This is a genomic window from Cupriavidus sp. 05L411 (assembly GCF_056398045.1).
This window is the reverse complement of sequence record NZ_JBFTOQ010000038.1, coordinates 53064-68763: the sequence shown is the minus strand read 5'-3', so window position 1 is coordinate 68763 and position 15700 is coordinate 53064. Positions and strand designations below refer to the sequence as shown.

The 15700-nt window shown below is 68.7% G+C and carries 12 protein-coding genes; 4 read left to right on the top strand and 8 right to left on the bottom strand.

All coding sequences use genetic code 11. The annotated features are described in order from the left end of the window. Positions 1-481: 481 nt before the first annotated feature. The 3 genes from AC1DQR_RS31200 to AC1DQR_RS31190 form a co-directional block, all read right to left on the bottom strand. Positions 482-1660, bottom strand: coding sequence for an acetyl-CoA C-acetyltransferase (locus tag AC1DQR_RS31200; RefSeq protein WP_416051448.1), 1179 nt, complete (start codon positions 1658-1660; stop codon positions 482-484). Between the two features lie 173 nt (positions 1661-1833). Further along, entirely contained in the window at positions 1834-2298 is a 465-nt protein-coding gene (locus AC1DQR_RS31195) for a PaaI family thioesterase (RefSeq protein ID WP_174423752.1), read from the bottom strand. Positions 2299-2310: 12 nt separating this feature from the next. Next, positions 2311-3285, bottom strand: coding sequence for an NAD(P)H-dependent flavin oxidoreductase (locus tag AC1DQR_RS31190; RefSeq protein ID WP_416051447.1), 975 nt, complete (start codon positions 3283-3285; stop codon positions 2311-2313). Between the two features lie 183 nt (positions 3286-3468). Here AC1DQR_RS31190 and AC1DQR_RS31185 point away from each other — a divergent pair, with 183 nt between their 5' ends. Together AC1DQR_RS31185 and AC1DQR_RS31180 are read left to right on the top strand one after the other, a co-directional pair. Then, complete coding sequence (locus tag AC1DQR_RS31185) at positions 3469-4356, top strand: crotonase/enoyl-CoA hydratase family protein (protein ID WP_416051446.1); 888 nt, start codon at positions 3469-3471, stop codon at positions 4354-4356. 39 nt (positions 4357-4395) lie between these two features. Further along, positions 4396-5067 (top strand): nitroreductase, encoded by a 672-nt coding sequence (locus AC1DQR_RS31180; protein WP_416051445.1) that lies wholly within the window; start codon positions 4396-4398, stop codon positions 5065-5067. 173 nt (positions 5068-5240) lie between these two features. Here AC1DQR_RS31180 and AC1DQR_RS31175 read toward each other — a convergent pair whose 3' ends face one another. Then, positions 5241-8012 (bottom strand): winged helix-turn-helix domain-containing protein, encoded by a 2772-nt coding sequence (locus AC1DQR_RS31175; protein ID WP_477134398.1) that lies wholly within the window; start codon positions 8010-8012, stop codon positions 5241-5243. A gap of 206 nt (positions 8013-8218) precedes the next feature. Next, a complete protein-coding gene (locus tag AC1DQR_RS31170; RefSeq protein WP_416051443.1) occupies positions 8219-9763 on the bottom strand; it encodes an AMP-binding protein in 1545 nt (514 codons plus the stop codon). A gap of 324 nt (positions 9764-10087) precedes the next feature. On the opposite strand from AC1DQR_RS31170, the gene AC1DQR_RS31165 reads away from it, so the two are divergent. Together AC1DQR_RS31165 and AC1DQR_RS31160 are read left to right on the top strand one after the other, a co-directional pair. After that, positions 10088-11233: an acyl-CoA dehydrogenase family protein gene (locus tag AC1DQR_RS31165; protein WP_416051442.1), complete on the top strand. Its 1146-nt coding sequence runs from the start codon at positions 10088-10090 to the stop codon at positions 11231-11233. A gap of 47 nt (positions 11234-11280) precedes the next feature. Next, complete coding sequence (locus tag AC1DQR_RS31160; RefSeq protein ID WP_477134397.1) at positions 11281-12516, top strand: acyl-CoA dehydrogenase family protein; 1236 nt, start codon at positions 11281-11283, stop codon at positions 12514-12516. Between the two features lie 6 nt (positions 12517-12522). On the opposite strand, the gene AC1DQR_RS31155 is transcribed toward AC1DQR_RS31160, so the two are convergent. The 3 genes from AC1DQR_RS31155 to AC1DQR_RS31145 all read right to left on the bottom strand — a co-directional run bounded on the left by AC1DQR_RS31155 (position 12523) and on the right by AC1DQR_RS31145 (position 15673). Then, the gene (locus tag AC1DQR_RS31155) at positions 12523-12921 is read right to left on the bottom strand and encodes a DUF7696 family protein (protein ID WP_416051440.1); all 399 of its coding nucleotides are present in this window, start codon (positions 12919-12921) and stop codon (positions 12523-12525) included. A gap of 27 nt (positions 12922-12948) precedes the next feature. Beyond that, positions 12949-13659, bottom strand: coding sequence for a helix-turn-helix transcriptional regulator (locus AC1DQR_RS31150; RefSeq protein ID WP_416051439.1), 711 nt, complete (start codon positions 13657-13659; stop codon positions 12949-12951). A 436-nt stretch (positions 13660-14095) separates the two neighbouring features. Further along, entirely contained in the window at positions 14096-15673 is a 1578-nt protein-coding gene (locus AC1DQR_RS31145; RefSeq protein WP_416053352.1) for a fatty acid--CoA ligase, read from the bottom strand. Positions 15674-15700: the final 27 nt, after the last annotated feature.

The window sequence follows — 15700 nt, the reverse complement described above, 5'->3', positions numbered from 1 at the left end:
GAGCGCGGCCCTCGTGGACGGGCCACGGTGCCCACCACGAAACCAGGGGAGTTGATAGCAAGGAGCCGGCAGCGCCGGTACGACAGGGCATCAAATCGCCGGGGCGGTTACCGCTAGAGACAAAACCACGAAACCACCAAGGCAGGCAGGATCGCGGCGCTGCGCACCGCGAACGGCAGATGTGTGAATGGTCACCGCGCAAAGCGATCAGGGGCACCACCACGTGACCATTGGGTCATGCCGTAGTGATGACCTACAAGCCGGTATGGCAAAGGCCAGCCAACACTACGGGCCGTACGACGCAACCACCGAGGCCCACAAGCCTGATTGCTCTGCCCCCGGCAGGGTCGGCTTTCTTCTCGTTAGTCTTCTTTGCCGACGCAAAGAAGAGTGACCGGCAGCCCCCGCAGGGGGATGTCGTATGGCCCTTGGGTACAAAAGCCAACGCCGCTTAAAGAAACAGCGAAGGCAACCGATCAGCCTACAACCTCTCAACAATAGTCACATTCGCCATCCCCCCACCCTCACACATCGTCTGCAACCCATACCGCTTCCCCTGCGCATGCAGCGCATGCACCAGCGTAGTCATCAGCTTAGCCCCCGATCCACCAAGCGGATGCCCCAGCGCAATCGCCCCGCCATTCACATTCATGCGCGCCGGATCGGCGCCCGTGGTCTGCAACCAAGCCAGCGGCACTGGCGCAAACGCTTCATTGATCTCGAACAGGTCGATATCGCCGATCTTCATGCCGGCCTTCTGCAGCGCCCGCAGCGTTGCCGGCAACGGCGCTTCCAGCATGATCACCGGATCATGGCCCAGCACCGACATATGGTGAATGCGTGCCAGCGGCTTGACGCCCAGCTTCTTCAGGCCGGCTTCGTTGACCACCATCAGCCCCGCCGCGCCATCGCAGATCTGGCTGGCGCTGGCGGCGGTGACAGTGCCGCCTTCCTCGATCAGCTTGACGCTGGCGATGGATTCCAGGCTGGCTTCAAAGCGGATGCCTTCGTCCACCGTATGCAGCTCGCCGTTGGCGCTGCCGTCGGCGGCGCGCACGGCGACGGGCACGATTTCGTCCTTGAAGCGGCCTGCCTGCGTGGCGGCGATGGCGCGGCGGTGGCTTTCCAGCGCGTAGCGGTCCAGGTCGTCCCGCGTGAGGCCGTACTTGCGCGACATCATCTCGGCGCCGGTGAACTGGCTGAACTTCACACCGGGATAGCGTTCCTGCATGGCCGGGCTCATCGAGCTGCCGAAGCCGTTCTTGAAGGGCAACGTGGAGGGCAGGCCCATCGGCACGCGGGTCATGCTTTCCACGCCGGCGGCGATCACGATGTCCATGGTGCCGGACATCACCGCCTGCGCGGCGAAGTGCAGGGCTTGTTGCGACGAGCCGCACTGGCGGTCGACCGAGGTGCCGGGCACGCTTTCCGGCAGCTTCGAGGCCAGCACGGCGTTGCGCGCCACGTTGCCGGCCTGCTCGCCGGCCTGGCCGACACAGCCCATGATCACGTCGTCGATCAGTGCCGGATCGGCGCCGCTGCGCTCAACCAGCGCGTTCAGCACCTGCGCGGCGAGATCCGCCGGATGCCAGCCTGCCAGCTTGCCGCCCTTGCGCCCACCCGCGGTGCGCGCGGCCGCTACGATGTATGCCTCTGCCATGTCGTCTCCTCTTGTCGTTCCGGGGCGAACCCGCCCGTAATGGCCGTGTCCCGGGAAGGGCACGGCCAAGCCTGGTTATCCTGTTGCGGATTCTGGCGCAGCAGCGGGGCGCCCGGCGTCGTCGGAAGCGACGATTGCGCGGCGCAGCCGACGGCCCAAGCGGCGGCGGCGCATCACGCGCGCGGCGTGAGCACCGAGAAGATGGCGGTGGCGCGCAGCAGGCAGCGCTCCCCGGCCATCAGGCGGCAACCGCCAAAGCGCAGCCGCGAGCCCAGCTTGTCAAACTCAACGTGCGCCTCCACCCAATCGCCCACCCGCGCGGCATCGAAGTAGTCCATGCTGAGGTTGACCGTCACCGCCGGCTGCTTGCGGTCGGTCTCCAGCGCCATCATCATGCCGATGGCGGTGTCGGCCAGCGTGGCCAGCATGCCGCCGTGCGGGATGCCAAGCGGGTTAAGGTGATGCGGCCCGATACGGATGGCCACTACGCGCCGTTCCCGGTCCACGTAGATCTGCCCGAAGTTCTCGAGGAAGCCCTTGGCGCCACGCAACGCGACAAAGCCCGGCGGCGGCGCCTCGGCCACATCGGATTGCCCTGCGCCCGGGCCGGCATCGGAAGGTTGACTGGCTTCAGCCATGGCTGCGCCGGCTTATGCTGCGAAGTAGCGCGAGGCCACCCCGAGCTGCTCGCGGCATTCGGCCACCATGCGCTCGATCAGCTCGGCGCAGGTCGGGATATCGTCGATCAGGCCCACGCACTGGCCGGCGCTGATGATGCCGCCGTCGGTCTCGCCGGCGGCGAGCGCGGCCTTGCCGCGTACGCCCGCCACCAGGTGCTTGACGTCCTCGAACTGGGCGCCGCCCGGCTGGCGCTCGATGGTGACGACCTCATCGGAGACGGCGTTCTTGAGCACGCGCGCGGTGTTGTGCAGCGTGCGGAAGATCAGGTTGGTGTCGCGCTCGCTGGCGTCCACCAGGGCCTGCTTGACGTTGTGGTGGATCGGCGCCTCGCGCGTGGCGCAAAAGCGCGTGCCCATGTTGATGCCCTCCGCGCCCAGCACCAGCGCCGCCGCCATGCCGCGCCCGTCGGCAATGCCGCCCGAGGCAATCACCGGAATGCCCAGCCGGCGCGTGGCCAGCGGGATCAGCACCATGCCCGGGACGTCGTCCTCGCCCGGGTGGCCCGCGCACTCGAAACCGTCGATGGACACCGCGTCCACGCCCAGGCGCTCGGCCGACATCGCATGGCGGATCGCCACGCACTTGTGGATCACCTTGATGCCGGCCGCCTTGGCGCGCGCGATGTGCTCCTTGGGATTGTTGCCCGCCGTCTCCAGCACCTTGATGCCGCTTTCGATGATCACGTCGAGGTAGCGCGCGTACGGCGGCGGGTTGATGGAGGGCAGCAGCGTCAGGTTGACGCCAAAGGGCTGGTCGGTCAGCTCGCGGGTGCGGCGGATCTCCGTGGCCAGCGCTTCCGGGGTGGGCTGGGTCAGCGCGGTGAGCACGCCAAGCCCGCCGGCGTTGGAAACCGCGGCGGCCATCTCGGCGTAGCCAACCCACTGCATGCCGCCCTGGATGATGGGGTAGCGGGTGCCCAGCAATTCGGTGATGCGCGTCTTCATGATGTTCCTTCTGGCTTCTGGTCTTTGTGTTCTATGCTCGGTCATCTGCCTGGCTCAGGCCGCCAGGCGTCCTGGCGCCAGTCTACGGCGGCGCTGCCGTCCCTACCTCGTCGGATTCGACGATTGCAGGCGCCCGATTCTGCACTACCTTACCCACACCCATTTCGAGAGCCAAGGCCAGCCATGAGCACCCCGAACCCAGCCGTCCCCCCCAGCTTCGAGACCCTGCAATACGCCGTCGACAAGGGCGTCGCCACCATCACCCTGCACCGCCCGGAAAAGCTCAACGCCTTCACCCCGCGCATGATGCAGGACCTGATCGACGCCTTTGACGCCACCGACGCCGACGACGACGTCCGCGCGGTGATCGTCACCGGCTCCGGGCGCGCCTTCTGCGCCGGCGCCGACCTGTCCTCCGGCGGCTCCACCTTCGATTACGAGAAGCGCTACGGCGCCAGCAAGGAAGCCGCCCACCGCGATGGCGGCGGACGCGTGGCGCTGCGCATCTTCCGCAGCCTCAAGCCGGTCATCGCGGCGGTCAACGGCCCGGCGGTGGGCATCGGCGTGACCATGCAGCTGCCGATGGACATCCGCCTGGCCGCAACCGACGCCAAGTTCGGCTTTGTGTTCGCGCGCCGCGGCATCACGCCCGAGGCGGCATCGTCGTGGTTCCTGTCGCGCGTGGTGGGCATTTCCACCGCGCTGGAATGGTGCTACACCGGCCGCGTGTTCTCGGCGCAGGAGGCGCTGGAGCGCGGGCTGGTGCGCTCGCTGCACGCGCCCGAGGACCTGTTGCCGGCCGCGCAGGCGCTGGCCCGTGAGATCGCCGACAATGCCGCGCCGGTATCCGTCGCCATCTCGCGCCAGCTGATCTGGCGCATGGCCGGGGCCAGCCACCCGATGGAGGCGCACCGCCTGGACAGCCGCGCGATCCAGTCGCGCGGCCAGTCGGCCGACGTCAAGGAAGGCGTCAGCGCCTTCCTGGAAAAGCGCCCGGCCAGCTTCCCCGAGCGCGTGTCGCAGGACATGCCGGACTTCTTCGACTGGGGCAACGAGCCGCCCTTTATCTGATCCCCAATGGATCCCCTGCCAAGCCCCAAGGAGAACAGCGTGAAAGTCAGCATGGCAGTCCAGAGCCGCAAATCGGTACGCGGCTTTCTTCCCACGCCGGTGCCACCGGAAATCATCCGCGACGTGCTGGAGCAGGCCGCGCGCGCGCCATCGGGCGGCAACCTGCAGCCGTGGCACCTGCACGCGGTGGGCGGCGAGCCGCTGGCGCGGCTCAAGGCCACCATGCGCGAGCGCGTCGCCGGCGCGCCCCGCGGCGAAGGGACCGAGTACGACGTCTACCCGCGCGAGCTGGTCTCGCCTTATCGCGAACGGCGCTTCCAGGTAGGCGAGGACCTCTATCGCTGCCTGGGCATCCCGCGCGAGAACAAGCAGGCGCGCCTTGCCCAGTTTGCCAACAACTTCACGTTCTTCGGCGCGCCGCTGGCGCTGTTCTGCACCGTGGACCGCCGCATGGGCCCGCCGCAATGGTCGGACCTGGGCATGTACCTGCAAACGGTGATGCTGCTGCTGCGCGAGCATGGGCTGGACAGCTGCGCGCAAGAATGCTGGGCGATGTATCCGGAAACCATTGCGGGCTTCCTCTCCCTCCCAGCCGAACGCATGCTGTTTACCGGCATGGCGATCGGCTACGAGGATCCGGCAGCGGCGGTCAACCAGCTGCGCGCCACGCGTGCGCCGCTGGCGGAGTATGCGGAGTTCATCGGCATCTGAGCGGGTGAACCGGTGAACGGGTGAATGGCTGAACGGCTAAGCACCATGACCATGCCAATTTCGTTATCGGCTTGCGCGAAAAGCCACAAGCCAGCGGCACGTCCGCGTGCCCCTCTGCAGGGGTTTCCATCCCCCCGGACGCCGCCTGGGCTCGCTTAATCGCCCGCGCTTCCTTACAGCAAACCCAGTTGCCGCGCGATGGCAACCGCCTGCGTGCGGTTGCTGGCCCGCAGCTTGGCGCTGATATTGCGCAGATGGGTGCGCACGGTGGTCTCCGAGACAAAGAGCCGATCCGCCATCGCCACATTGGAGAAGCCCTCGGCCAGCAGCTGCAGCACTTTCTGCTCCTTGGGCGTGAGCGGTTCCAGCAGCCCATGGCGCGCCTGCATGGCGGCCGGGTCCACCGGCTCCGGCGCGCCGCCGCAGGCTTGCAGCAGGCGCTCCACATACCCTGCGGGCAACGCGCTGCCCTGGCGCAGGCAGGCTTCGGCCACCAGCCGGCGCACGTCCGTGCTTTCGTCAGCGAAGATGCGGATGAATCCTTCCGCCGCGCCGAAGCGCAGCGCTTCGCCCATCGCCTGCAACGCCTGGGGGGCTTCGCCGCTGCGCTGGCAGGCCAGCGCCAGCAGGATGCGCAGCTTGAGCGCCCTGCGCATCAGCTGCGCGCGCTCGGTGGCGGCGAGTTCCGTCTCGATGGCCTCGCGCGTGCGCACGGAGGGCTCGGTGAACAGCGCCAGCCGCAGGCGCCCCATGACCACGTCTTCCAGGTCGTTGGCAAAAGAGCTGACCGCGCTCAGGCCGGGACGCGCGCGCCACAGCGCCGGGTCGGCTGCGTGCTGCAGCGCTTGCTCGGCGGCATGCTGATTGCCTTGCAGCAGCGCCAGGCGGGCGCGCTCCAGCATGGCGCCCAGCACCAGCCGTGGCAGGCCGCGATGATGGCCAAGGTGCTCGAGGGCGGCCAGCCATTCGTGCGCGCCGTCCACGTCGCCGCGGTCGCAGGCAATGCGGGCCAGTACGGTATGGCCGGTGATGATCTGGTCGGGCAGGCCGAGGTCGCGCGCGAGCGGCACGTACACGGTGAGCAGGCGCTCCGCGCGCTCGCGCTCGTTGATCTCGTAGAGCGCATCGGCCAGCAGGATGCCGGCCATGGCGTTGCCGTTGGTAGGGCCGTAGCGGTTCGGCAGCATGGTGCTGGCGGCAATGCGAAACCGCGCCAGCGCCTGCTGCAGGCGGCCCTGGCGCAGGTCGATCAGCCCCTCCACCGATTCCGAGAAGATCTTGTTGAAGTTGCTGTCGGAGCCGCGCACCACCTGGCGGGCCACGCCCAGCAGGCGCCGCGCCTCGCGGTAGTCGCCGGTGACGGCGGCCATGCGCGCCATCGAGGTGGCAAGGATGGAGTCCGGGAACGGATAGCCCATGGGCAGCGGCAGCGGATCGTCGCGGCTGCAGGCACGCGCCTCGTCGAAGCGGTCCATCATGTTCAGCAGCATATGGCGCAGCGCGCGCACATGCGCCAGCAGGTCGCCCTCGGCGCCGGCCAGCGGGATGGTCTGCAGCAGCGCAATGGCGTCGGCCGGACCGCGCGTAAACGACAGCGCCCACACATGGGCGATCTGCAGCTTGGGCCACGCAGCCAGTGCGCCGGCCGGCACCGCGTCCAGCCAGCGCGTCAGCAGGCGCATGCGGCCCTGCGCCAGCAACTCGTCCACCTTGCCCGCCAGCAGCGGCAGCGCGTGGTCCACCGCGCCGGCCGCCAGCGCATGCTCGATGGCCGGCACCGGCCGGCCCTGCTGCTCGTACCAGCGCGAAGCGGACATCTGCAAGGCGGGCACTTCGTGCGGCATGGCCTGCTGCAGCTGCGCGCGCAGGAAGCTGGAGAACAGGCTGTGATAGCGGTACCAGCGCGCATTGGGCTGATGGGCCTGAGCAGGCGGCTCCGCGCCGCCGTGGCGCTCGCCATCCAGCGGCATCAGGAACAGGTTGGCCCGCTCCAGCCAGGCGAGGATCTCCTCGCTGTCGGCGGTGCCGCTCACGGCATCGCACAACGGCCCGCTGAGCTGGTCGAGGATGGAGGTGCGCAACAGGAATGCACGCACCGCATCGGGCAGGTGCAGGTAGACGTCTTCCACCAGGTAATCGGCAATCGCGGCGTTCGAGCCGGAAAAGCCGGCGATGAAGGCGTCCGGCTGGCCACGCCGCTCCAGCGCCACCGACGCCAGCCATAACGCGGTGGCCCAGCCTTCGGTGCGCCGGTGCAGCGTGGAGATAGCGGCGGGCTGCAGCGCCAGGCCGCGCGCGCGGCGCAGGAAGGAATCGGTCTCGTCGGCGGTGAAGCGCAGCTGGGCCGGCTCGATCTCCAGCAGCTCGCCACGCGCGCGCAGCCGCGCCAGCCCGGACTCCGGCACCCAGCGCGTGCCCACCACCAGGCGGGCGCCGGGTGGCAATTGCTCCACCACTTGCCAGACCAGGCCGGCCACGGCGGGGTTCTGCAAGGCCTCGAAGTCGTCCAGGAACAGCGTGAAGGGGCGGTCGTGGGCCGCCATGCGGTCGATCAGCGCAAGCGCGTGCTCGCCTGCCGACTGCGGCGCGGGCTGGGCCGCGGCGAGCGGCGCGCCGCCCTTGCGCAGCACCAGCTCGAAGGCGGCTTCGAGCGAGCCAAGAAAACGCGTGGCGTCATTGTCCGCGCGGTCCAGCGTGAGCCAGGCGGTGGCCACGCCTTCGGCGTCCAGCCGCGCCCGGCATTGCAGCATGGCAGTGGTCTTACCGAACCCGGCCGGCGCGCGCACCAGCACCAGCTTGACGAAGCCGGCCGCGCACACCGCGTCGCAAATGGCGCGGCGCTCCACCTGGAACGGGGTCAGCATGGGCGGGCGCAGCTTCGCCACCAGCGTGGCGGCGCGGGCGGCGCCCCGTTGGCCCGCGCTGGTCTCCTCGATTGTTGCCATTCGCCGTGTCTTCCTGTTGGCGGCGGCATCCACGAGCGGTGGATGCCACGCGATCGGCGCCGGCTTATGGTTGCCGGCTGCTGGCGCCACATGCGCCAGGGATCGAACGGCTGATTATGGCGTAAACGCCCGCCCGGCATGCGCCGCCGCCGCGATGCCGGGCCGGCGGCCTCGATGCCGGCCACAATGCTGACCACACGAGCAAGCTATACCAGCTTGTTCTCCCGCCCCGCCCAGTAGCGCTCGCGCAGCAGCCGCTTGAGCAGCTTGCCGGTGGGCAGGCGCGGCAGCTCGGCGGCAAAGTCCACCGAGCGCGGGCACTTGATGGCCGAGAGGTGCGTGCGGCAGAAGGCCAGCAGCTCGTCGGCCAGGGCCGGGCTGGCGCGCGCCATGTCGAGTGGCTGCACCACCGCCTTGACCTCCTCGCCAAAGTCCTCGTTTGGCACCCCGATCACTGCCACGTCCATGACCTCGGGATGGGTCATCAGCAGGTTCTCGGCCTCCTGCGGATAGATGTTGACCCCGCCCGAGATGATCATGTTCGCCTTGCGGTCGGTCAGGTAGAGATAGCCCTCCTCGTCCACGTAGCCGACATCGCCCAGCGTGGTCCAGCCGGCGTGCACCGGGTGGCGCGACTGCGCGGTCTTGTCGGGATCGTTGTGGTAGACGAAGCTGCGCCCCTCGGCAAAGTAGATGGTGCCGGGCTCGCCCGGCGGCAGCAGCGCGCCGCTGTCGTCGCAGATGCGCAGCTGGCCAATGGAGGCGCGGCCCACCGTGCCTTTATGGGTGAGCCAGTCGGCCGAACCCACGGCGGTGGAGCCGTTGCCCTCCGTGCCGGCGTAGTACTCCCAGATGATCGGCCCCCACCAGTCGATCATCTGCTCCTTGACGGCCACCGGGCAGGGCGCGGCAGCATGCACGGCAAAGCGCAGCGAGGACACGTCGTGGCGCAGGCGCACATCCTCGGGCAGCTTGAGCATGCGCGAGAACATGGTCGGCACGACCTGGGTATGCGTGATGCGGTGCCGTGCCAGCAAGCGCAGGAATGCTTCCGCGTCGAAATGCTCCATCACCACCGAGGTGCCGCCGAGCTGCTGCACCGCCATGTTGTAGCGCAGCGGCGCGGCGTGGTAGAGCGGTGCCGGCGAGAGGTAGCGCGTGTCCGTGCCGAACTGGTAGAGGGATTGGCACATCAGCACCATGGTGCCAGGCACGTCGATCTGCGGGTTGGCCGGCGGCGTGAAGACACCCTTGGGGCGGCCGGTGGTGCCGGAGGAGTACAGCATGTCGGTGCCCGCGCATTCGTCCTCGATGCGCCACCCGGGGTACTGGGCCAGCGCCGTCTCGTAGGCGGCAAAGCCCGGCACCGCGCCATCCATCATCAGGCGCGCGACCAGGCCTGGCACCTTGGCCGCCACGCCCTGCGCCACGGCGGCCTGCGCATGCGAGGTGACCAGCATCCTGGCCCCGCTGTCGGCCACGATATGCGCCGCGTCGTCCACGTTCAGGCGCGTGCTGATGCACACGTAGATCAACCCCGAGCGTTGCGCGCCCCAGCACAGCTCGAACAGGCGTGGGTGGTTCTCCAGCAGGAAGGCCACGCGGTCGCCCGGCTGCAGCCCGTGGTCGCGGAACAGCCGCGCTGCCTGGTTGGAGCGCTCGTCGAGCTCACGGTAAGTAACGACGGTGCCGCCGGCCATGATGATGGCCGGCTTGTCCGGGGTGCGCTGCGCATGAACATGCGGGTGCATGACTGACCCTCCTGGAAGTGGGTATGGCCGAACTGGGTGACTGGGTGACTGGGTGACTGGGTGACTGGGTGACTGGGTGCGTTGGAAACTTCGGTACCGCGGAACCGGCAGGGATGGCATTGCGTGCGGCACATTGTCGGGACAGGTACCCCGGGCGGGCATCGTCGGATGCGACGAACGCGCCTTGGTGCAATGCCGCAAACGCCGATGTGGCCGCCCGCGCGGCGCGCCGCGCGCCAAGGCGATTCGTCGCATCCGACGATGCGAACCGCCGGCCTCTTCACATAATGGCAAGTGCCCCAGCAACCGCGCCAAGGAACCACCGTGGATTTCCAATTCAGCGAAGAACAATCGATGCTGCGCGACACGCTCGCGCGCTACCTGGCCGACCACTACAGCTTCGAAGCCCGCCAGGCGGCAATCCGCTCGCCCGCTGGCTGGCGGACATCCTGCTGGCAAGCCCTGGCGCAGGAGCTAGGGCTGCTGGGCGCCGCTTTCCCGGAACGCTTTGGCGGGCTCGGCGGCAATGCCGTCGACCACACGATCGTGATGGAGCAGTTCGGCCGTCACCTGGTGGTCGAGCCTTACCTGTCTACCGTTGTGCTCGGCGGCGGCGCCTTGCTGCATGGCAGCGAGACCCTGGCCGCCAACTGGCTGCCTGCCATCATCGGCGGCGAAGCCACCGTGGCCTGGGCGCACGCCGAGCCGCGCAGCCGTTACTGCCTGCACGATGTACAGGCCAGCGCTGCCCGCGCGCAAGGCGGCTGGCGCCTTGACGGCCACAAGGCCGTGGTGGTGGCCGCGCCGTGGGCCACGCACCTGGTGGTAAGCGCGCGCACCGGCGGCAGCCGGCGCGACCGGGACGGCATCAGCCTGTTCTGGATCGCGCGCAACGCGCCCGGCGTGACGCTGCAGGAATACCCCACCGTGGATGGCTCCCGGGCCGCCGACATACGCCTGGACAACGTCTTCGTGCCGGATGGCGGCTTGCTGGGCGCCGAGGGCGAGGCGCTGGCGCTGATCGAGCGCCTGAGCGACGACGCTGCGGTAGCGCTGTGCGCCGAAGCCGGCGGCGCCATGAGCCGCATGCTGGGCGACACGGTCGACTACGCACGCCAGCGCAAGCAGTTTGGCGTACCGATTGCCACCTTCCAGGTGCTGCAGCACCGCATGGCAGACATGTACGTGCAACTGGAGCAAACCGTGGCGCTGACGCAAGTCGCCGCCATGCAGGCTGGTGCGCAGCCCACGCAGCGTGCGCTGGCGGCCAGCGCCGCCAAGGCGCAAGCCGGGCAGGCCGGCAGGTTCGTCGGCCAGGCCGCGGTGCAGATCCATGGCGGCATGGGCGTGACGGAGGAGCTGGCGGTTGGCCATTACTTCAAGCGCGTCACCGCGATCGACCTGCAGTTTGGCTCCGCCGAACACCACCTGCGCCGTTACGCCGACCTGCTGTATCCGGTTGCCGCGTGAGCCCACGCATTCCCGCCCCGCACTGACGAATATCCCGAGGCCCATCGATGAATCTCGATTTCTCCCCGCAAGAGCTGCAGTTCCGCGACGAGGTCCGCGCCTGGATCAAGGAAGCCTTCGACCCCGGGCTCAAGGCCCTGATGGCGCGCACCAAGAATGGCTACCTCGACAAGGAAGGCCAGGTGCGCTGGCAGAAGAAGCTGTTCGAGCGCGGCTGGGCCGCGCCCAACTGGCCAGAGGAATATGGCGGCCCGGGCTGGTCCCCGGCGCAGCGCTACCTGTTCCAGGCGGAGACGGCTGCCGCCGGCTGCCCGACCGTGTCGCCGATGGGCCTGAAGATGGTAGCGCCGGTGATCATGAAATACGGCACTCCGGCGCAAAAGGCGCGCTTCCTGCCGCCCATCCTGCGCTCCGACATCTGGTGGTGCCAGGGCTACTCGGAACCCAACTCCGGCTCCGACCTGGCCTCGCTGCAGATGCGCGCCGAGCGCGGGAACGACGCGCACGGCGAGCACTACATCCTCAACGGCTCCAAGATCTGGACCACGCACGCGCAGTGGGCCGACTGGATGTTCTGCCTGGTGCGCACCAGCCGCGACGCGCGCCGCCAGGACGGCATCTCCTTCGTGCTGGTGGACATGCGCACGCCCGGCATCACGGTGGCGCCGCTGCCCACGCTGGATGGCCCGGTCGAGGGCCAGCAGGAAGTCAACCAGGTCTTCTTTGAAGATGTGCGCGTGCCAGTGGAGAACCGTATCGGCGAGGAGGGCCTGGGCTGGACCTACGCCAAATACCTGCTTGAGTTCGAGCGCGGCGGCAGCTACGGCCCGATGCTGCGCCAGCAACTGGCCAAGGTGGCGCGCATCGCGGAGAACGAGCCCGGCGAAGATGGCGGGCGCTTGCTCGACGACCCGGGTTTTCGCCGCAAGCTGGCCGAGCTGCACGTGCGCGCGGCCGCGCTGGAGGCGAGCGAGCTGCGGCTGTTTTCCAACGTGACGTCGGGCACCTCGATCGGCGCCGCCTCCAGCATGCTCAAGCTGGTGGGCACCGAGACCATCCAGTCCATCAGCGAGCTGGCGGTGGAAGCCGCCGGCCCGTACGCGCTGCCCTTCGTGCAGGACGGCTGGGGCGAATTGCAAGGACGTGCCACGGGGCCACAGGCGGGCCCCGACTATGCCGCGCCGCTGGCGCCGCGCTACTTCAACTACCGCAAGGCATCGATCTACGCCGGCTCCAACGAGATCCAGCGCAACATCATCGCCAAGCTGGTGCTAGGGCTGTAAGCCGCGTCAGTGCAGCAGCCCGCCCGCCGGGCTGCGTTCCTGCAAGGCAGCCACGCCGGCTGCCGGCCCATCGACATCCCCGCAATCCTCGCAGCCCACGCACTCGACAAAGGGCACGGCCGGCTGGCCGGCGCCCACCTCTTCGCCGGCTTCCAGCGCCGCGGTCACCGTGGCACGGATCGATTCCGCCTTGAGCAGCAGGCGCAGGGCGATGTCGGCGCCACGGCTGGCCGCCACGCGCGCGATGAAGGCCCGGCGCGCCGGTTCGCCCAGCGTGGCGACGTGGGCCGCTTCGCACAGCACATGCCATGCGGCTGGCTGGCCGTCGAACTGTTGCCGGCGGCGCAGCAGGGTGGCGTCGATGGCGGCGGCGATTTCCGCGTCCCTGACAGTGTGATTGCGCATGGTGCTCTCCTGAACGGGAAACTGGGGTTAGGGCCAGGCGCGGGCCGCGCCACGAGCATTGCTGCCGTGACTGTCGCCTGTCTGGAACCTGGCGCCGCGCTGGCGGGCGGCATGGATGGCTTCGCTCTTGTTGCTGACCTGCAGGCGCTGGTACAACAGCGCGACATGGCTCTTCACGGTCGCCATCGAGATATTGAGCAGGCGGCTCACGGTCTTGAGCGCGTAGCCGTGCGACAGCAGGACCAGCACCTCGTACTGGCGCGGCGTGAGCTTCAACATGCGCGCCTCGTCGCGCAGCTGGTCGATGCGGGCGCGTTCCGTCGCAAGTGCCTGCAAGGGCGCAGAGGGGTGCGGGGCCGGCTGGTGCCAGCGCGCGTCATCAGCCAGCACCAGCCGGATCGCCACCTCGATCGCCGCCAGCGATGACGCCTTCGGCAGCCATGTGCAGATGCCCCACGCCAGGTCCGGCGGCAACACGGGCGGTAACGTGCCATCGACCAGCAGCAGCAGGTACTGCGCCGATAGCACGGTGCGTGCGGTCTCCAGCAGCGCGCGCGCGCGATCCTGCGCTGGCGGCAAGCCGAGGATCACCAGCCCGATGTCGTTCATCTGCCCGTGCAGCATGGCGAGATCGGCCGGATCCACGCAGATCACGTGGCCCAGGCCCTCGACGCCAGCAAGCATGCGCAGCAGGCCGAGCCGCAGGAGCGGGTTGTCTTCAAGCAGGAGTGCATTCATGACGGCGTGCCTCCGTGCGAGCTGCTGCGTTCCGGTTCCATCTGCTCCCCCTTTGGCAACGACGTGCCCATCCGGCTTGGCTGGTATTCGCGGCAACGTTGTCACAGGCAATACCGCAAGCCGCGTGCCAGCGGCAAGGCGTTGAGCGCAGCGGATGCGAGGGGGATTGCGGCAGGGGTGGCGTCGGCCGGGAAGGCAGGCGCCATAACGGCTGGCGGGAGGGCGTGCCAGGCTGGGGGGACCTGGCGGCGCCCCTTGCCAGCCGCGAATGCGCAAGCGGCGGCCTGGTTGCGTGTTACGCGTTACGTAACGCGTTCCGTGGGGCAGGTGGAGGCGTTCAGGGAGAATGTGTCCTGATAATCACTGACTCGCTGCGCTCTCCCATGAAATAGGAGAGCGCAGCGTACCGAGCGTCTTGCATTGCTGTGCGCCAGCCTCAGTTGACACGCCGGTTGTACCCCTCCCAATACGGCTCGCGTAGCTTCCTGCGCAGCAGCTTGCCGGACGGGTTGCGCGGCAGCGCATCGGCAAACTCGATGCTCTTTGGGATCTTGTAGCCGGCCAGCCGCTCGCGCGCCCACGCCACGATGCTGTCGCGATCCGGCGCCTGCCCGGGACGGGGCACGACGATGGCCTTGACCGCCTCCCCCCATTTGTCGTCGGGCACACCGATCACGGCCACATCCGCCACCTGCGGGTGGCCATAGATCGCGCTCTCGACCTCGGCGGGATACACGTTCTCGCCGCCGCTGATGATCATGTCCTTGACCCGGTCGTGGATGTAGACATAGCCCTCGGCATCGAGAAAGCCGGCGTCGCCGGTGCGCAGCCAGCCGTCGGCGTCGATGGTGCGCGCGGTCTCGTCGGGCTGCTTCCAGTAGCCGGCCATGTTCTGCGGCGAGCGGATCATCAGCTCGCCGACTTCGCCCGGCGGCAGGCGCCGGCCTTCCCAGTCCACCACCACCACTTCCACGCCGGGCAACGGCTTGCCGGCGGCCCGCATGCGCGGCACGTCGTCGGTAGTGTGGTCTTCCGGCGGCAGCGCCACCACCGTGCCGGTGGTCTCGGTCATGCCATACTGCTGCGCAAACCCGCAGCCGAAGACTTCGATGCCTTCGCGCAGCAAGGCGGCCGGGATCGGCGCCGCGCCGTAGAGCAAGGTCTTCAGGCGAGAGTAGTCGATGCTGCGCGCGCGCGGATCGCGCAGCACGAACTGCATCGCCGCGGGCACCAGGAACAGCTTGCTGATGCGCTCGCGCTCAAAGAAGTCCAGCACCGCGCCGGGATCGAAATCGCGCGCCACCACGCCCTTGGCCCCCGCGAGCAAGCTGCGCAAGCCCCAGCCCGAGCCACCAATGTGCGCCACCGGCATGGCCACCAGCGAGACATCGTCGTCCGTCCAGCGCGACCACGAGATATCTTCGCGCTCGCTGGCCTCGGTGCCAGCGGTCAGGTTGCGGTGGGTCAGCATGGCGCCCTTGGGGCGGCCGGTGGTCCCCGACGTATAAAGCTGCAGCACCACGTCGTGCGCGGCGCTCTGGTGCGCCGGTGGCGTGGGCGCCTGCGCGTCGCGCCACGTCACATAGGCGGGCCAGTCCGGCTGGCCGCCTTCCATGGCGATCACCTCGCGCACCAGCGGCAGCGTGGGCAGCAGCTTGCGCACCAGGTCTGCCGATTCCGGCCCCACGAACAGCAGCGCGGCATCGGAGTGGCCAACGATATAGCCCACCTCCGGCGGCACCAGGCGCCAGCTCGCGGGCGCCATCACGGCACCCATCTTGGCTGCCCCCAGCAGCAGCTCGAAGTAGTGATCGCAGTTCTTGCCGATATAGCCGATGCGCTCGCCGGGCCCGACCCCCGCTGCCGCCAGCGCCTGGGCGACACGATCGCTCTGGCGGTCCAGCGCCAGATACGTGGTCAGCCTGCCTTCGAAGGCATAGGCCACCGCATCGGGCCGCCGCTGCGCGAAGTGGCGCAGCGCATGCGGCAGTGTGGTCAGGTAACTGAAATCCATCAGCGTCTCCTTCTCTCGGTCCTGCTG

Excerpts from the sequence above, each read along its gene's own strand:
- AC1DQR_RS31200 (WP_416051448.1), bottom strand. The coding sequence starts at position 1,660 with ATGGCAGAGGCATACATCGTAGCGGCCGCGCGCACCGCGGGTGGGCGC.
- AC1DQR_RS31195 (WP_174423752.1), bottom strand. The coding sequence starts at position 2,298 with ATGGCTGAAGCCAGTCAACCTTCCGATGCCGGCCCGGGCGCAGGGCAA.
- AC1DQR_RS31190 (WP_416051447.1), bottom strand. The coding sequence starts at position 3,285 with ATGAAGACGCGCATCACCGAATTGCTGGGCACCCGCTACCCCATCATC.
- AC1DQR_RS31185 (WP_416051446.1), top strand. The coding sequence starts at position 3,469 with ATGAGCACCCCGAACCCAGCCGTCCCCCCCAGCTTCGAGACCCTGCAA.
- AC1DQR_RS31175 (WP_477134398.1), bottom strand. The coding sequence starts at position 8,012 with ATGGCAACAATCGAGGAGACCAGCGCGGGCCAACGGGGCGCCGCCCGC.
- AC1DQR_RS31170 (WP_416051443.1), bottom strand. The coding sequence starts at position 9,763 with ATGCACCCGCATGTTCATGCGCAGCGCACCCCGGACAAGCCGGCCATC.
- AC1DQR_RS31160 (WP_477134397.1), top strand. The coding sequence starts at position 11,281 with ATGAATCTCGATTTCTCCCCGCAAGAGCTGCAGTTCCGCGACGAGGTC.
- AC1DQR_RS31155 (WP_416051440.1), bottom strand. The coding sequence starts at position 12,921 with ATGCGCAATCACACTGTCAGGGACGCGGAAATCGCCGCCGCCATCGAC.
- AC1DQR_RS31150 (WP_416051439.1), bottom strand. The coding sequence starts at position 13,659 with ATGAATGCACTCCTGCTTGAAGACAACCCGCTCCTGCGGCTCGGCCTG.
- AC1DQR_RS31145 (WP_416053352.1), bottom strand. The coding sequence starts at position 15,673 with ATGGATTTCAGTTACCTGACCACACTGCCGCATGCGCTGCGCCACTTC.